This window comes from Opitutales bacterium, assembly GCA_013215165.1.
Taxonomy (GTDB): Bacteria; Verrucomicrobiota; Verrucomicrobiia; order Opitutales; family JABSRG01; genus JABSRG01.
The window spans coordinates 36,080-52,494 of record JABSRG010000004.1; the positions used below are offsets into that span (position 1 = coordinate 36,080).

The window sequence follows — 16,415 nt, forward strand, 5'->3', positions numbered from 1 at the left end:
TCAGTCGTTGCCTCTCTCATAGCTTGCAGTCGCTGGGGCTAAACCAATGTGGTCCGCTAGGCATAAGCCCCGTTGTCCAAGTAGCACCTTAATCATGGCGGCGTGATGAATGGTGTGATTGACCACCCAGAGGATCTCGCGGAAGAGAAAGGATTCAAACTCGCCGACTTCGGTTTCGCTACAACTGATCTCAGAGACCACACGCACACTTCGATCTTTGTAGGTAAACATACACAGTTGCTCGCGGATAATCGCAATCTCCCGTTTCGCAGCATCGACATCCGTCTCCATAGGGCTCTGACGACTCCGTAAATTGTAGTCTACTACATCGCTGTCTTCGAGAAGTAGCAGGGCCTTGTAATGGTCAAGGGCATGACGCACATGACTGCCGACTCGAGTGTCGATATAAAGCACCGCCGTTTGATTATCGGGCAATTTAAGGATGGCATCCAGGATCTCTTCGATCTGGCTCAGGGTATCAATGAGAGCACTAAGCAACATGTTCTGGTTCGGGTTGTGAGAAATAGCTCGAATCTTCTAGTCCGAAATAACGCTTGAGGTGCCGCTTGGGCATTTGGCGTAAGTCGAGGACGATGAGTCCATCGAGTGAGTGATTAAAGTCTTGGTTAACCGTGAAAGAGACGAACTTGCCATTGAGCGCGAGGTAATGGCGTATCAATACCGGGACTTTCAGAGCGGAATCGACGCACCCCAACAACTTGTTCAATACGGGAATCGTATAAAGTCCCTCGAGTTGCTTATCTGTCCAAGGACGCTGATTGAGCTCGATTGGATTGCGGGCTCGCACAATCTTTTTAAGCGATTCCTCGCTACCATAATATTTGAGAAGCGAGTCGCGTAACAAACAGCTGGCTAAACGCGAATACTGAGGTGAGATACTCACGCAACCAAACAGGGTGTGATAGCCGCGATGCCGGACAGTGTAGCTTCCGATGCCTTTCCACAGGAGCTCGAGAGCGTCAGGGCGTCGCTGATACTCAGAAGCCACAAACGAGCGACCCGCCTCGATGGCGGCACCAATCGAGTCCAAGAAACGTTGGTCATATCTAAAAAGCGAATGACTGTAGACACCAGCCAGTCCAGCTTGTTTGACGATCTGATCTACCCGGCCCAGGCGGTATCCGCCGGCGATTCGCCCCTTCACCCGATCCCAGAGTAAGAGATGATCATAGAGCGGATCGAAACGGTCGCTATCCAGGGCAAGTCCCGTCCCTTCGTCGACATTACGGAAGGTTCGCTCACGTTCGATAGCCAACTGGCGCATGACCGGTCCCATTTTATCATGCGGCATCGCGTAGACTTCAAAATCGCCCCGTTCGATCAGCCGGTAAGTGCTTTGCTTAGACAGATGATCCCGCAGCAACGCTGCGTCTAAGTCTGGACAAAGAGCATCGATATTGGCTCCAGATTTTTCCTCAATAGATTTGTTATCTTTTAGAAGCTCACAGGTAAGTCTGAGAAATCCCGTCGCTGTTTCGGGATCCTTGAACACAGCCAAATCGCGCGCTGGAACCATGCGTCCGACATAGAGATCGAGGCGGCTCCCCTGCTTCTTGATCATAGCTCTAGGGAGTAATAGGGTGCGCAACCGTTTGTGGATAAAGGCGGAAAGGTAGAAGGCGTTTCCATTTTTTCCAGCTACAAACATCGGAAGGAGCGGGACCTGCAGTCGCATCGCCAGGCGTGTGATCATAGGATTCCAGTTCACATCAGTGACACTCATTGACGGCACTTCAATGGTGGATACTGTACCGGCTGGAAAGATCAGGACAGCTCCACCCTTATGGACGTGCTTAATGACTGCGCGCACACCTTTGCCATTCTCGATTTGCTTACCGGGACTGAGCACATCCACACCGATAAAAAGCTCATGAAACTCAGGAAAAATCTTGAGTAAGTCATTGGTCAAAACCTTCAAGTCGGGTCTTATTTTCAGAAGCATCTGGGCAATCAACATTCCTTCAACCCCTCCCAGTGGATGATTTGCTACGATGAAGAGCGGTCCCGAATCTGGCACTGCATCCAACAGCTCTCGATGATGTACTGTCACATCTAGCTTCAGCTTGCCCAATACGAAATCGAGGAACGGCCCATGCTTTCCATAGCTTGATGAATGTTCCCGCAGCCACTCTTCATACCAGGCCTCCAAAGCGTCGACTCGCGAAATGTGTTTGAGAGCAGTGCGCGCCAGGGGACCTTGTTGACGCCATACGCTGAGTGGATTGTCTCGGATATTCTTCACAGTTACCACTTCTACGGATCAATCCGTCAGCGGATAGTTCCGCGTCAAACGCCGCTCCTCGCGTAGCCGTTCTAAGAAATAGCCCAAACGCGGAGGGCGGAGACCGTTTCGACGGTGATGGGCGCCAATTTTAAAAAGTGTGCGGTACTGCCAGGTCAGTTCCTTGAATGCAGTCAGGAGCGAGGTATCTTTGTCCCAGATATGAATAGATTCTGAGCTGGCACCATTGATTTCGACGACCTCTAGAGTCTCGCCCAATTTCAGAGATGCGACATCGCGAAATTTCACATCGAGGCGGCCATAGAAAAATTCTGGGATGTCCGCCATGATTTCAGCGACACGAAGTCGCAGCGCCTCGGTAATAAATTCAGAAGCATTTTTGAAGATGGCGCCTTTGCTGTGACTCGCAGAAAAGACAAGCTTCACGACCTCACCGGACTCGGGCACCTCAGACCAGCGCTCACGGAAACGCGCGTGATATAGATGCTGCAACTGCCCAGCTCGCGGATCTGCCTCGACCAATTCACTCAGAGTGCGTTGCCCATCACCGACGACGTGCGGTGTATACTTAAACGTCATTGAGGGAATCGAGACCTCACCTGTCTCTGGATTTTTTACGTAAAAGATGCCTACTTCCGGCTCCCAAGATGCTAGTTGCTGGCATACGAGTTGAGCTCCCTTTGGATACAGAGAAATGACCTCGGCTAGCTGATCGCGACTCTTGATCAGCTTCACACCCACCCCACGGCAGCCGATATCAGGCTTACACACAAAAGGCAGAGTAATGCCGATGGCTTCCGCGCTTTTTAAACAGGTATCCAGCTGCTGTGACAAAGGCCGATTCCCCACGGCGTAGATAATCCAGGGAAGAATCACCTCGGCGGCTTTACCCGTAGCCTGTCCGAGTAATGTGCTTTTGGGCATCCCTACCATGCCCGCAACCGGCACATTGGGGTTGGCCAAGAATGGGAGCGTAAACGAACGATACCATACAGTCAGAAGAATCCATTGAACCGCGACCGGCGCATACATCACCCAAGTGGGCCAAAACTCAAAAAATGAAACCTGCCGACCATCCGTCGTCGAAGCACTTTGGAATGCTCGATCAAAATCTACAGAAGGCGGTGTTGAGTCTACGCTGGACATGCGGGGGGGAGTGCGCGAGGGAGCTTATTCTTTCAGGTCGACTAGCTTTGGGTAGGTTTCATTTGCAGTCTCTATGAAGGCGGCGCGATTTTCCTGCCAGGCTTGATCGATATCGCGGTTGTAGTTCAGGTAAAGTTTCCCATCGAGAACTGTGAAAACTTTGGGATCGCCTTTGGCTAATTTACCCTGAGCCACAGCCCAAGCACAGTAGCCACCGAACTGAGGAGCAAAAGCTTCTGGATCAGCTTCGAAACTCATTTTATTCTCTTCACTTGCGAACAACCATGTAGCGCTGCGCCACGTAAGCTTGTGCCTCTTTGAGCCCTTCACCGGCTGATTATCCTCTGAATAATAAGAAACGGCGTCATAACCGCCCAATGCTGTTTTGCCAAACAATCCCGTGTAGATCGGAGAGTCCGCTTGTAGGAAGCTTCCTGAGAAGACTAAGAAGAGGCAGAGACAAATATGTGAATACTTCATGCGGTATCAGACGGATACATCCGAAAACTTATTCCCGAACTCGAAGTAGCTTGGCTCTTTCCCCTTGGTAAAACTCTAGGTAACACAAGAACCCCACTACATAGATACTCCCCCAAATAATTCCCGGTAAAATCGTCGCCAAGGTATTGGGATTCCCGACCAAAGACTGAAGCGCCCAAGGAAGGCTCACAATAATGGTTAAACCTACCATGAAGCCCGTGACCATGCCCCACAATGCACGCCCCAACTTTAGGTAGACTTGCCGCACGATATAGGTGAGAAATAAGGTCGAGGTGAACGCATAGCTCGCCTGCACCGAGCCAGTAACGGCCGCGATCCTCACGCCATCTCCCCAATTTACAAAGACTGCCCAGCCGCCGTAAACCAAGGCAGCTAGAATACCTGACAACAGGTCAAATGCCTGAACATGACTCCGAATGAATCGGTAGAATCTGTTGGAAAAAATCATGGCGAGAGAGGCGTTGTCGGAGGCTACGATCCACAAGGGATAAGACCAAAATCCCACAATTTTGATCAAGATCCGATTGATTTTATTCCTCTGCCGCCCTGACAACGGTTGATTTGTTCGCTCTCTACAGCGCATCATACGCCTCATGCAAACCCGCCGCATCGTATTCATGGCCTCCGATCCCATCGCTCTACCAGCATTGGAATGGAGCAACGCTCCTGATAATGGACTCGAATTAGTCGCCGTTTTCACGCAACCGGATCGGCGTGTTGGGCGCGGCAAAAAACTCACACCGAATGAAGTCAAGATTTGGGCTGAAGCGAAGAATATCCAGGTTCATCAGCCCGAAAGGCTTGGAGCTGAGACCGTGCGATGGTTCCGGGAGCAGTCCATCGATCTCTGTTTGGTGATGGCATATGGACACTTCCTTAAACAGGACCTGCTCGATGCTCCGAGCTATGGCACGCTGAACCTTCATGGATCGATCCTTCCAAGCTACCGCGGGGCATGTCCTGTCGAAGCTTCGATTTTAGATGGTTTGACGGAAACGGGAGTATCGCTGATGCGGCTCGTCAAGAAGATGGATGCTGGGCCCGTTGTAGACGTTGAGAAGATCCCGATTTATCCCGACGACACCGCGCCTATTTTGCGCACTCGTATGGCTCATGCGTGTCCAGCCCTTCTCGATCGTGCTCTCTCGAGAGTCTTCGACGGAACAGCACCACTCGATGAACAGGATCACAAATCAGCAAGCTTTGTGCGGAGGCTGTTCAAGGCCGATGGAATCATCGATTTCTCACTCTCCGCTCAAGAAATCGAACGACGCTCCCGAGCATTTTCGCCCTGGCCTGGAACGGTGATACGTTTTGGCGACGATAACATCAAGGTCGAGGGAGTCAAAATCGGGCGCGGCATAGACGCAACTGCTGGTACCGTAATCGAAACCGACCCAGGGCTGGGCATACAGTGTGGCGAGGATGCCATCTTTCCACAGAAGCTGCAGCGCCCTGGAGGTAAGATGCTCCCCACCAAAGACTTCCTAAATGGCTACAATCTGACAGTGGGCATGCGGGCAAATTGGGTTCCCTCGGAACCCGTGATCACGGCGCAACCATACGGTTATACGCAGGTTAGAAATACTCAGTAATTCAAAATAGATTTGAACGCACCGAAGCGTTTCGATGTTTAAATTTTCATGACTTTTCTACTTCGCACCTTCACTCGCTTTTTTCCTTTATTTTGCATCACGACTGCATCCCTTTGGGCTCAGTCTGACGATCTACGTCTCAGAGTCGCAAACATGGCTCAAGACCTTGGACTCCTCACGCGCGAGGTGCGCGCCTTACGCTTAGAAATCGACACGCTGCGCGGTGAAAACCAGGCCCTCATCGAACGATTGAGAAATAGCGATGCACTGCGCGCTCAGATGCTCGTTCTCGGCGAGAAGCTCGACTCAGAAGTGACTCGTATCGAAAGGGCCATCACCACATCAGATCAAGCGCTCAAGAAAGAGGTGCTCACCACAGTTGCTGATCAAATCGACCTACTCACCGCTCAAATCAGCAAGACGCTCAATGCCCTCGGACAGGTCAGCCAGACCCAACCAGCAGCGCCGACTCAGCCAAGTATCGTTTTTGACGATGACTACCCGGTCGGTGGTCTGCCCTACGAGGTGATCAGCGGTGATACCTTAAGTGGGATCGCTCAGAAAATGAAATCGCGGGTGATCTGGATTCAAAAAGCAAACAAGATTGCTGATCCCACGAAACTTCGAGTTGGCCAAACTCTGTTCATCCCTCAAGCTGACTGATTTTTACACTATGGCGCAGTCGAAAAGCAGATTGGGACGTGGATTGGGTAGCTTAATTTCTGGAGGGGTATCCGCGGCACCCAAAAAATCTCCAGCCAAAAAGGCGAACGCCCCTTCTAAGGCAGAAGCTGCGAAGACTCCTCCTACCAGCAGCACCTTCCAGTTGGTGGAGATCAGCGTGTCCAAAGTTGTAAGCAATCCATATCAGCCACGCCGAGAGTTCCGCCAAGACCAGATAATGGAACTGGCTCACTCTATTCGCGCAGAAGGACTGCTCCAGCCCGTCGTCGTTCGAGAAAAGGACGGCAAATTCGAGCTCATTGCCGGAGAGCGCCGTCTACGGGCCTTCCAATTCCTAAAAATCCTCAAGATACCCGCACGTATTATTACTGCCAGCGACGCGTCTAGCGCTGCCTTGGCCCTGATAGAAAATCTACAGCGCGAAGGCCTGAATCCGATTGAGGAAGCCTACGGTTTTGCCAGCTTGATAGGCGATTTTGATCTCACCCAGGAAGAGGCCTCGGAACGAGTCGGCAAAGGCCGTGCGACCGTCGCCAACTCGCTGCGTTTGCTCAATTTAGATGAGAAAATCCAGGGCTATCTGGCAAAAGGACTTATTTCCACAGGCCATGCAAAAGTCATCCTAGGGCTGAGCGAACCGGCCGAACGCGAGATGCTGGCACAGCGCATCATCGAGCAAGGCATGAGCGTGCGTGAAGCTGAAAAAGCCTTGAAGCGCCTTAAAGACGGCAGCGGAGGTAAACATTCCCAATCAGGCAAAAGCGAAAACGCTGCTGTAGCTGACCTTGAGCGCAAATTAGCTTCTCAGCTTAACACGCCTGTATCGCTGAAGCACTCAGCCAAGAAGGGCAAAATCGTTATCGAATATTTCGGCAATGATGACCTCCAACGTGTCCTCGAACGACTCGGGCTAAGCAGCGAATAGAATCCCGAACTCCTTCCCAACCTAGACAACCCAAACTAATTTATGGACTCAAAAGTGTTTGATTACGCCAAGGAAGAATACGCCGCCCTCGGCATCGATGTTGAAGCCGTGCTCTCCCAGCTCGACGCTATCCCGATTTCCATACCCTGCTGGCAGGGCGACGATGTAGCCGGGTTCGAGAAGCCCGACGCAAAACTTGGCAGCGGCGGTGCCGTTGTCACCGGAAACTACATGGGCAAAGCGCGCAGCATCGCAGAGCTTCAATCGGACGCAGAAAAAGCCTTCTCGCTCATTCCCGGCAAAAAGCGTTTTAATCTTCACGCCAGTTACGGAGATTTCTTTGGCACATTGCCCGAACGCAACGCCATCACACCCGAAAATTTTGCTGGCTGGGCAGATTGGGCCAATAGCCAAGATGTGAAGCTGGATTTCAATCCAACCTACTTCTCCCATCCAAAATCCGACGACGGATTCACACTCGCCAGTTTAGACGTAGGCATTCGTGAATATTGGATCGAACATGGCATAGCCTGCCGCAAAATCGCAGAGTCTTTAGGCAAGGCAGTAGGTGAGACCGTAGTGACAAATTTCTGGATTCCAGATGGTTATAAGGACACGCCGATCAACCGCCGAATCCACCGACAGCATCTCGAAGCATCGCTGGATAAGATCTTTGCGGAAAAAATCGATCCAGGGACTAACATCGATGCTGTGGAATGTAAGCTGTTTGGGATCGCATCAGAATCCTACGTCGTGGGTAGCCACGAATTCTACCTCAGCTACGCAGTGAAAAATCAGATGACCCTGTGTCTCGATGCGGGCCATTTCCACCCCACGGAAACCCTGGCAGACAAAATCAGCTCTGTGATGCAATTTGTCCCTGGTCTACTTTTCCACCTGAGCCGCGGCGTCCGGTGGGACAGTGATCACGTGGTGATCGTCGACGATGCCACACAAGCTGCAGTGAGCGAAGTCGTGCGAGGAGGTTACCTCGAGCGCACTGCGATCGGGCTCGATTTCTTCGACGCCTCGATCAACCGCGTGGCCGCTTGGGTAATCGGTGTGCGCTCCGTTCGCAAAGCCCTACTCAACGCGCTCTTAGAGCCAACCGCAAAACTCGAAGCAGCCGAGGCAGACGGAGACTATACCGCGCGCTTGGCTTGGCTCGAGGCTTCAAAATATCTTCCCTCTCAGGTAGTATGGAATGCGTATCTCGAGCGCTCCGGCGTGCCCTCGGAGTTTGCCTGGATGGACGAGATCAAAACATATGAGCGCAACGTGTTGAGCGCTCGTTAAGGCCATCACTCATTCTCTTTTGCTATCGATTAGTCAGAATCAGCGGGAGGTTTTTTCGGTGTAATAGCGTTGCTCATACATTCTCCCTATTTTTGCACTCGCTTTTAAAGTTTATCCCTAGCCGTGTCGACGTTTGACGGGTATGGATAACCTGCTGGACCCGCCTAGTCCTGAGGAGGAAAACGACCTCTTAAAGAATGAAACCGAGCTGAAGGATAACTTCTTCCGCCAGTTTCGCCGTCGGGTCTTGCTCATCGACGACACCGAAAGCGTGCTCAATGACTATGAACGCATCCTGCGCCCCGAGCCCGAGGATGACCTCCTCGGCGAAATGGAGGATTTTCTATTCGATGACGAAGATGAATCAGATGGTAAAACAGAGAAAGGTGAGGCCAACCAGGAATACGAATTTGAACTCGCTTTCGCCCCTCAGGGTGAAGACGGATATAATTTAGCCAAAGATGCCAGAGATAAAGGGGAGCCTTTCCAACTCGCCTTCGTAGACATGCGGATGCCGCCCGGCTGGGACGGTTTGCAAACCATCCAGGCGATCATGCGTATCGACCCGGATATGCACTTTGTAATCAGCACCGCATACAGTGACTTCACGTGGGCGGAGACCATGGATAAAATTGGCCAAGCAGATTCTGACCGCGTGCTCATACTTAAAAAGCCTTTTGACACCTCTGAAGTCTGGCAGATGGCAGTCGCTTTGACTGAAAAATGGTTTTTAAAGCAGACCGCGAAAATCCGTGAAACGGAACTCGCGGAACTCGTTAAAGTCCGTACATCAGAACTCCTTAAGACCCAAGACAGCCTCGTAGAAGCGCGCAACCAAGCAATCGAAGCCAGCGAGGCGAAGAGCCGGTTCCTAGCAGGTATGAGTCATGAGATCCGCACGCCGCTTAACGCAGTAATCGGCCTCGCAGAAACACTTCAGTCTCTTGAACTCTCTGAAGAGGCTGTCGAGATGGTAACGACCCTGAATTCGTCCACCGATCATCTGCTTAACATGATCAACGACATCCTCGAATTTTCAAAGATCGAGGCTGGCAAAATGGAATTGGAGAGCATTCGTTTCGATCTCCAGACCTGCATCAATGATGTGATTCAGCTGTTTGGTCGAAAAGCTCACGAAAAAGGTATCGGGCTCTGGTTTTCATATCCGTTTTGGGTTCCCACTCGTGTGGTAGGCGACCCGACACGCTTTAAGCAGATTTTGACCAACTTAGTCTCGAATGCTGTCAAATTCACCGACGAAGGCCAAGTATACGTCTCAGTAAATTTCTCAGAGGGTAAGGACAAAGAAAAACTATTTACGATCACTGTAGACGATAGCGGCCCAGGTATATCGGAAGATTCGCAAAAGAATCTCTTCTCTGAGTATCGTCAGGCAGATAGCTCGACTGCACGCCAATTTGGAGGAACTGGACTTGGACTACAAATTAGCCGGCGGCTCGCTACCCTAATGGGAGGCAATATCCAAGTTGAGAGTACCATCGGCAAAGGAAGCCAATTCCGCGTTACACTTCCCTTTTCTGAAGCAACCGATCCTGAAAATCAAAATATGCGGATCAATACTTCAGAGATGGAGACTCGCGATTTCCACGTTATCGATCTCCGTGGAGACTCAGTCCATCTGGTGGATTGTATGCGGAATTACGCGGGAGGCGTCTTTGTCTATTCGAGCGTTCAGGAATATGCAGAGAAGGCTGATGTCCATGAGCTCGACATCGCGGTAATCAACGTGGACGAACTCACGGAACAGGTGAAAGAGTTATGCGGAGAGATGGACCGAGAAAAACGATGCTCCATTGCTAAGATCATCATTTCACATACTTATCGAAATCCAACAGCGGACGAGGCACGACCTTTCAACATCAGAGGCCACATGACCATGCCCGTAGATGTTTATGAGTTTGTCTACGCCCTCACACTTATCTGCCGCGAACGTGAATTCCATGCCGACACACCGGTAATCACACGTCAACTCGTCCGTATGCGTCGCCAAATCCCGTCCACGGATGAACGCTATGTCGTAGAAGAGCTCTCAGGCCACGTCCTTCTCGTCGAAGACAATGTCGTAAACCAACGTGTGACGAAAATGATCCTAAAGCGTATGGGCATTACAGCAGATGTCGCTGGAGATGGCGCCGAAGCCATCGAAATGTTACGCAGTGGAGAATACGATCTCGCCTTGATGGATTGTAATATGCCCGTGATGGACGGATTCGACGCAACGCGAAAAATTCGAGAATACGATCTCAAGAACCGGCAAGGAAGGGCGATCCCTATAATAGCGATGACTGCGTGCGTAATAGATGAGGAAATTAAGAATTGCTACGATGCGGGGATGAATGACTACCTACCGAAACCAGCAAAGCCGTCAGCGATTTCTATCGCGCTGAAGCGTTGGCTCAATGAGCGATCAACTGAAGGAGGCGTACGTGGCTGAGGCTTCTCCTAGCCCACCTGGCATAAAGCTTTCCACCCGTGAGCTTCCAGAGGTCACGCGAATAGTGACTCGAGGTAGCAAAGACGGCGTAGAACATACCGCCGAAGAGGCTATCCGAGATCTGATGGAAGAAATGGCCGTTCTTGCAGAAAAGGCCAACACGACAGAGATGATCAGTGGCATCATCCACAATTTAGGCAATGTCCTCAACAGCCTAAATATATCCATCCTCATGCTCGAAGATCGTCTCTCAAATTCTAAAGTTAGCGGCCTTGAGCGCCTTTGTCTGATGATTCAAGAGCATGCTAGCGAAAGCAAATTTCTTAGCGAGCATCCGAAAGGAAAGCATATACCCGATTATCTAGATAAATTGACTCAAGTGCTGAAAGAGGACATCGAGAAATCTCACACTGAAGTGATGGAACTTCAACAATACGTTTCTCACATGAAAGAGCTGACACGTGTGCAGCAAAATCTAGCGAAAAAGAGCAACACACATAGATCAATTGAACCAGTTGAAATGGAGTCGGTCGTCGAAGAGGCCATCCTGTTACATCAGCATTCTTTTAATCGTCACAGCATTGAACTCGTAACGCACTTTGAACCTGGCATCATCGCCGAGACCGATAAGCACAAGCTCATTCAAGTCGTCGTGAACTTTATCTCAAATGCCAAGGAGGCCTGCTCCAGAAAAACGCAGCCCACCCGGCGAGTCATCCTGCGGACCTGGCAAACTCCCGATAACATGGCCTGCATTGAGGTTGAAGACTCCGGGACTGGCATCAGCCCAGAGCAGTTCGAAATGCTATTTCGACACGGCTTCACAACCAAAAAATCAGGACACGGCTTCGGCTTACACAGCTGCCGCAAAATCTCTGAAGAATTGGGAGGATATATCGAGGCATTCAGCGAAGGAATCGGCTATGGGGCCCGATTTAGCGTGTTCATACCCTGCACCCCAACAGTCCACACGTCCCATGATTGATATGCCTGAGGAAACCAGAAATGATACCATGAACCGCCATGTCCTCATCATCGATGACAATCCGAGTATCCATGAAGACTTTAAGCGTATACTCGATCAAGAGCAGGACGAAGCTGGTGAAGCGCTTGATGCCGCAGCAGCATTACTTTTCGAAGAAGATGAGGGTACGAATGGAACTGATGAAGTAGTCACAGAAGAGAGTTTTGAACTAAAGCACGCAATGGGCGGTAAAGAGGGCCTTGCTCTAGTCGAAAAGCACTTGGAAACCGCCAACCCAATATCCGTTGCCTTCGTAGACATGAGGATGCCGCCAGGCTGGAATGGTTTAGAAACCATTGAGCGGCTATGGGCATCTGATCCACGTCTTCAAATTGTCATCTGTTCGGCTTACTCCGATGTCAGCTGGGATACTATTCGCCGTCAGTTTGGCCAGCGCGATAACCTCTTGATCCTCCGAAAACCTTTTGAGCCGGAGGAAGTGCAACAAATCGCAAGTTCGCTAACACAGAAATGGGATCTCGAAACGAACGGAAAAACAATCTACACCGTCGCACCCGAATACCCATTGCGCCTAGTCGAAGTGAAGCCCAAAAAAGTGACTGCTAAAGCACTGATTTGTGACGGGTATGTCTCACTCCCCAATGGCGAAAACCGCAAGGTCTTCCGCAAGGATTCGTCAGATGCCCCAACGACCCCGACCCGTGCATTGACTCAATTTGTTGAATCGCAAGAAAATGTCGTCGAGGAGCTCTCGGAAAAACTTGCCATGGAGTCTGGCAAACTCGATCAAGCACGGACGCTGCTCGCGTCGATGCAGCGCGATGAAGTAAGCTCCTTGGAAGATCTAGCAAATCCCTGACCTAGGGATTCAGTACACTTCGCTAGTCGACTCGCCATTACAGAGAGCCGCGCATGAACTATAGCCTACTCCCAGACGAGTTACGCCCATGTCGATGTACGCTTGAGCCTGCTCCGCAGTGCGAATGCCCCCGGACGCTTTTACCTGTATGCGGCCGTCAGCGGCCATAAGCATAGCCGAAATCGCTTCAACCGTTGCCCCACCCCCAGCGAATCCTGTTGAGGTCTTTACCCAATCCGCACCGGCAGTAATGCTAACCTCGGTCGCTCGTATAATTTCAGCTTCCTGGAGAAAAAACGTCTCGAAAATTACTTTAAGAGGGACACCCGCATCCCGGGTTACCGACGAGACCGCCTCGATGTCCTCGGCAACACCACCCCAATCTCCCGATCTCACCAGGCCAAAATTGACGACCATGTCGATCTCAGCGACCCCCAAGTCAATGTAACGCGCGGCTTCATCAGCCTTACTCGCACTCAGGGTCGCTCCATGCGGAAAGGCGAGTACGACACATACATCCGTTTCGCTTCCAGCGCATAGGTCCTTAGCCAGGGCGATATCCCAAGGACGCACGCAGGCAGTCCGGGCCGTGTGATCGACGCAGGTTTGTATCGCAACGCGCGCGTCGTCACGCGTCATTTCCGGCTTCAATACCGCAGCATCCAGATAGCGAGAAAGATTCATAGGGTCTGGACGTTTAAATCCTAGTGCCGCGACTGCTGACGAGTGAGCGAAACTTCTCGAGGAACTGCTTAGTGAGTTCACCGGGTTTGGCATCTCCAATAGGCCGACCATCAATACCAGTGACCGGTACGATCTCAGCCGCAGTGCCCGTGAGGAAGCATTCATCGGCACACCACATGTCGTATCGCGTGAGATTACCTTCAACTACCTCAACTCCGAGTTCGCCAGCAATGCCCATAACAAAATCACGCGTAATACCCTTGAGCGCCCCTGCGCTAGTTTCAGGAGTATAGAGTTTACCTTTATGTACGATGAAAATGTTGTCCCCCGTGCACTCGGCGACATAGCCCTGGTCATTCATCATTATGGCCTCGTGATAACCAAGCTGCTGACATTCGATCTTGGCTAAGATATTGTTGAGATAATTGAGCGACTTTACCATGGGAGGCAAAGCTGCCGGGTTTATCCGGCGTGAAGGAACAGTGATGATCTCCAGCCCTTTCTCATAAAATTCTACTGGGTAGAGCTGTATCTTATCTGCGATGATGATGAGCTGTGGCTCGACGCAGTTGTGAATCGATAATCCCAAGGTTCCCACACCCCGTGTTGCAACAAGGCGTATATAGCCGTCTTTCAGATCGTTAGCACGGCAAGTCTCACAGATTGCCTCAGCAATCTCCGCCCTGCTCCAGGGCATCTTGAGCAAGATGGCCTTGGCCGAATATTCAAAGCGCTCCAAGTGCTCATCTAGCAGAAACACACAGCCGTCATAGAGACGGATCCCTTCAAAGATCCCGTCACCATACAAAAGACCATGGTCAAAGACCGAGACCTTGGCGTCCTTCTCATCGACGAGCTGATTGTTTAAGTAGATTTTCATGACTAAAACCTACCGATAAACCAAGCCGGAGCCAATCGATCAACTTCTAAAGAATATACGGCTCCTGTAAGAGCTCATCCTTCTCACGAAGGCCTTTGCGCAATTTAGTTATTCGCGAGTTGAGTAATCCACGCTGGTTTTGGAGATCAGCATAGCGAAGATGTAGCATTCGATTCTTTTGCTGGTTCTCTGCTGTCTCAAAAGGGTTCGAGGTCGTTGTATTGTGCGCTAACGCTATCGCTTTGCGCTGCGCCTGGGAATATGGCATAAATAAGCCGTATATCATAAGTGCCAAAGCCACTGCGGACATCGGTATGGTATGACTGCCCTGAAACAAAATACTAAAATACATAGTGAGAATGCCAATGATCTCGATGATGATCGCCGACATCAGACGATTTCCACTGGGTCGGACATCACTGAGGCGTACCCGATTCGCTCTTATGGCCCGCCAACGCTCGGCACTTTTTTTGATGCCATCTATCTGATCTGCGATTTTCGAAAGATCCTGATGGGCACGTTCAAGTTTCTTTTTCTCGAGCTCAATCGAGTTTTGCAGGCTAGTAATCTCATCTTGAACCGCCTCCTCTTTCCTCTCCCACACCGCACGTGCACGGTCTGTAATAGCTTTGTCGATTGTGAAACTCGTTAACTTTTTATATTTCTCGATGTCTTTTGCAACGGAAGCACACACATGCATATTGTGCTTAGAAGAAACGATAAAATCCCTACCGCGTTCGACTACTGATTGGATTTTTCGATAATCATCGGGGAACACCTCTTTAATTAAGTCTAAGCTAAAATATCGAAATACGCTCAAATAAGATAACCATCGCCGCATATCAGCACTGGGGATTCGCTGACAGATGGCTTTAAATTGCTGGCATTTTGAAGCATACTCTGCGTAATTTTCAGGATGCTCACGCTGGCAGTATTCACGTAAAATATTGGCATAATATTCCCCGAGGTGATAACCGCCCCGACTCGCGGTTTCGTCAATAAATTGGCCGTGCTTGAGAACAAAGGGTGCAATTTTTTGCGCCTCTTCTTCGCGATGAAAGATGGACATCGACTCCTCACTAATAAAGGGCAGACAAGCGGCCTGAAGCATCCATAATTTTTGCTCCTCGTCCTTTCCACGAAACACTTTCGCAACCACCGAACTGATCTCGGCTTCGTGTTTCTGTACCACCATAGCCTGGATTTCCTTGGCGACCTCTCCCGGCAAGCCTCGAGTCTTATTGAATATGAGTGTATCCTTTTCCGGAGAGATACCACGGCGCTCCAGCATGCTCTGGATCTCTCCCATTGAGAAAGGCTCCAGATTGAAGGTTATGGGTCGCTCCCCGATAGGAGTGCGCACTGTCTTCAGGAAATCATCATCCGATAGTGTGATAATTAGACGAATGTCTTTTTTCTGAGACTCATAAAAGACCAGAGGCAAGAATTCCTTCATCAACCAGCGAAGGTATTCTGAATCAGCCTTATCAACATCCTCTAATACGAGCGTAATGCGCGGATTTTGGATAAAATTGCCATCTGCATCCGTGAGATTGTTGAAAAGAAAATAGTCCTCAAGGAGCTGCACCCAAATGCGTGTTTTCTCTGATGTTCGCGCCACCCGAGCAGAAAAATCCACATCGAGTGCAGTTGCGGCACCGGATGAATCGGTCTCTGCATGAGAACTATCGCCGCCAGACTCATCCTCTGATGACAACGCAACGCGCCCTGCTTCCCGAGCAAACGTACTCATGATGCGCGTGTGCTCGCTACGGTTTGCAATCATGCCCTTTGTGAGGGCTTCGCGTGCTTTAGACCCACTATTGATCGAATCAGTCGTAGGGACCCGCAACCACAAGTGTGGTTGATGCCCTGAAGTAACAAGCTTCCAGATATGATCGATGAGGGCTGTCTTGCCTACCTGAGCTGGTCCACTTATGATGAGAAAACGATTCGCATCCACAGCGTGGCCAGGCTTGCCCAGTTCCAGCTGCAAGTCCTCTACAATGCGCATCCGACCTATAAAAAGCGACTCCTCCATGAGTAGCTTTAAAAGTCGTCAATTGCTAAGACGTATTGAGAAACTCTGTTTCGCTTCTACCCGCCAACAACCTCACCTAGATCTGGCCAATAGCTTACAGG

The 16,415-nt window shown here is 50.6% G+C and carries 15 protein-coding genes; 7 read left to right on the forward strand and 8 right to left on the reverse strand.

Annotation, left to right across the window (positions count from 1 at the left end; all coding sequences use genetic code 11):
* The 5 genes from HRU10_00855 to HRU10_00875 all read right to left on the reverse strand — a co-directional run bounded on the left by HRU10_00855 (nucleotide 1) and on the right by HRU10_00875 (nucleotide 4,415).
* The gene (locus HRU10_00855; GenBank protein ID NRA25782.1) at nucleotides 1-501 is read right to left on the reverse strand and encodes a hypothetical protein; all 501 of its coding nucleotides are present in this window, start codon (nucleotides 499-501) and stop codon (nucleotides 1-3) included.
* Nucleotides 491-2,263 carry a GNAT family N-acetyltransferase gene (locus HRU10_00860; protein NRA25783.1) on the reverse strand — a complete coding sequence of 591 codons (1,773 nt, stop codon included), beginning with the start codon at nucleotides 2,261-2,263 and terminating at the stop codon, nucleotides 491-493. The genes HRU10_00855 and HRU10_00860 overlap by 11 nt, the downstream gene beginning before the upstream one ends.
* Before the next feature lie 18 nt (nucleotides 2,264-2,281).
* The gene (locus tag HRU10_00865) at nucleotides 2,282-3,295 is read right to left on the reverse strand and encodes a D-alanine--D-alanine ligase (GenBank protein ID NRA25784.1); all 1,014 of its coding nucleotides are present in this window, start codon (nucleotides 3,293-3,295) and stop codon (nucleotides 2,282-2,284) included.
* A gap of 138 nt (nucleotides 3,296-3,433) precedes the next feature.
* Entirely contained in the window at nucleotides 3,434-3,874 is a 441-nt protein-coding gene (locus HRU10_00870) for a YHS domain protein (GenBank protein ID NRA25785.1), read from the reverse strand.
* 43 nt (nucleotides 3,875-3,917) lie between these two features.
* Nucleotides 3,918-4,415 (reverse strand): hypothetical protein, encoded by a 498-nt coding sequence (locus tag HRU10_00875; GenBank protein NRA25786.1) that lies wholly within the window; start codon nucleotides 4,413-4,415, stop codon nucleotides 3,918-3,920.
* Between the two features lie 88 nt (nucleotides 4,416-4,503).
* Here HRU10_00875 and fmt point away from each other — a divergent pair, with 88 nt between their 5' ends.
* The 7 genes from fmt (at nucleotide 4,504) to HRU10_00910 (ending at nucleotide 12,709) form a co-directional block, all read left to right on the forward strand.
* Nucleotides 4,504-5,505, forward strand: a complete 1,002-nt coding sequence (fmt, locus tag HRU10_00880; protein ID NRA25787.1) for a methionyl-tRNA formyltransferase — start codon at nucleotides 4,504-4,506, stop codon at nucleotides 5,503-5,505.
* Nucleotides 5,506-5,553: 48 nt separating this feature from the next.
* Nucleotides 5,554-6,168 (forward strand): LysM peptidoglycan-binding domain-containing protein, encoded by a 615-nt coding sequence (locus HRU10_00885; GenBank protein NRA25788.1) that lies wholly within the window; start codon nucleotides 5,554-5,556, stop codon nucleotides 6,166-6,168.
* A 10-nt stretch (nucleotides 6,169-6,178) separates the two neighbouring features.
* A complete protein-coding gene (locus tag HRU10_00890) occupies nucleotides 6,179-7,114 on the forward strand; it encodes a ParB/RepB/Spo0J family partition protein (protein ID NRA25789.1) in 936 nt (311 codons plus the stop codon).
* A 42-nt stretch (nucleotides 7,115-7,156) separates the two neighbouring features.
* Nucleotides 7,157-8,410, forward strand: a complete 1,254-nt coding sequence (locus tag HRU10_00895) for an L-rhamnose isomerase (protein ID NRA25790.1) — start codon at nucleotides 7,157-7,159, stop codon at nucleotides 8,408-8,410.
* Nucleotides 8,411-8,552: 142 nt separating this feature from the next.
* Nucleotides 8,553-10,865, forward strand: a complete 2,313-nt coding sequence (locus HRU10_00900) for a response regulator (GenBank protein ID NRA25791.1) — start codon at nucleotides 8,553-8,555, stop codon at nucleotides 10,863-10,865.
* Nucleotides 10,831-11,850: a HAMP domain-containing histidine kinase gene (locus tag HRU10_00905; GenBank protein NRA25792.1), complete on the forward strand. Its 1,020-nt coding sequence runs from the start codon at nucleotides 10,831-10,833 to the stop codon at nucleotides 11,848-11,850. Before HRU10_00900 ends, HRU10_00905 begins: the two co-directional genes overlap by 35 nt.
* A 1-nt stretch (nucleotide 11,851) precedes the next feature.
* A complete protein-coding gene (locus HRU10_00910; GenBank protein ID NRA25793.1) occupies nucleotides 11,852-12,709 on the forward strand; it encodes a response regulator in 858 nt (285 codons plus the stop codon).
* 9 nt (nucleotides 12,710-12,718) lie between these two features.
* Here the strand turns inward: HRU10_00910 and deoC are convergent, their stop codons facing one another.
* The 3 genes from deoC to HRU10_00925 are packed head-to-tail and all read right to left on the reverse strand — an operon-like array spanning nucleotide 12,719 to nucleotide 16,314.
* A complete protein-coding gene (gene deoC, locus HRU10_00915) occupies nucleotides 12,719-13,393 on the reverse strand; it encodes a deoxyribose-phosphate aldolase (protein ID NRA25794.1) in 675 nt (224 codons plus the stop codon).
* A gap of 13 nt (nucleotides 13,394-13,406) precedes the next feature.
* A complete protein-coding gene (ilvE, locus tag HRU10_00920; GenBank protein NRA25795.1) occupies nucleotides 13,407-14,273 on the reverse strand; it encodes a branched-chain-amino-acid transaminase in 867 nt (288 codons plus the stop codon).
* A 46-nt stretch (nucleotides 14,274-14,319) separates the two neighbouring features.
* The gene (locus HRU10_00925) at nucleotides 14,320-16,314 is read right to left on the reverse strand and encodes an ATP-binding protein (GenBank protein NRA25796.1); all 1,995 of its coding nucleotides are present in this window, start codon (nucleotides 16,312-16,314) and stop codon (nucleotides 14,320-14,322) included.
* Nucleotides 16,315-16,415: the final 101 nt, after the last annotated feature.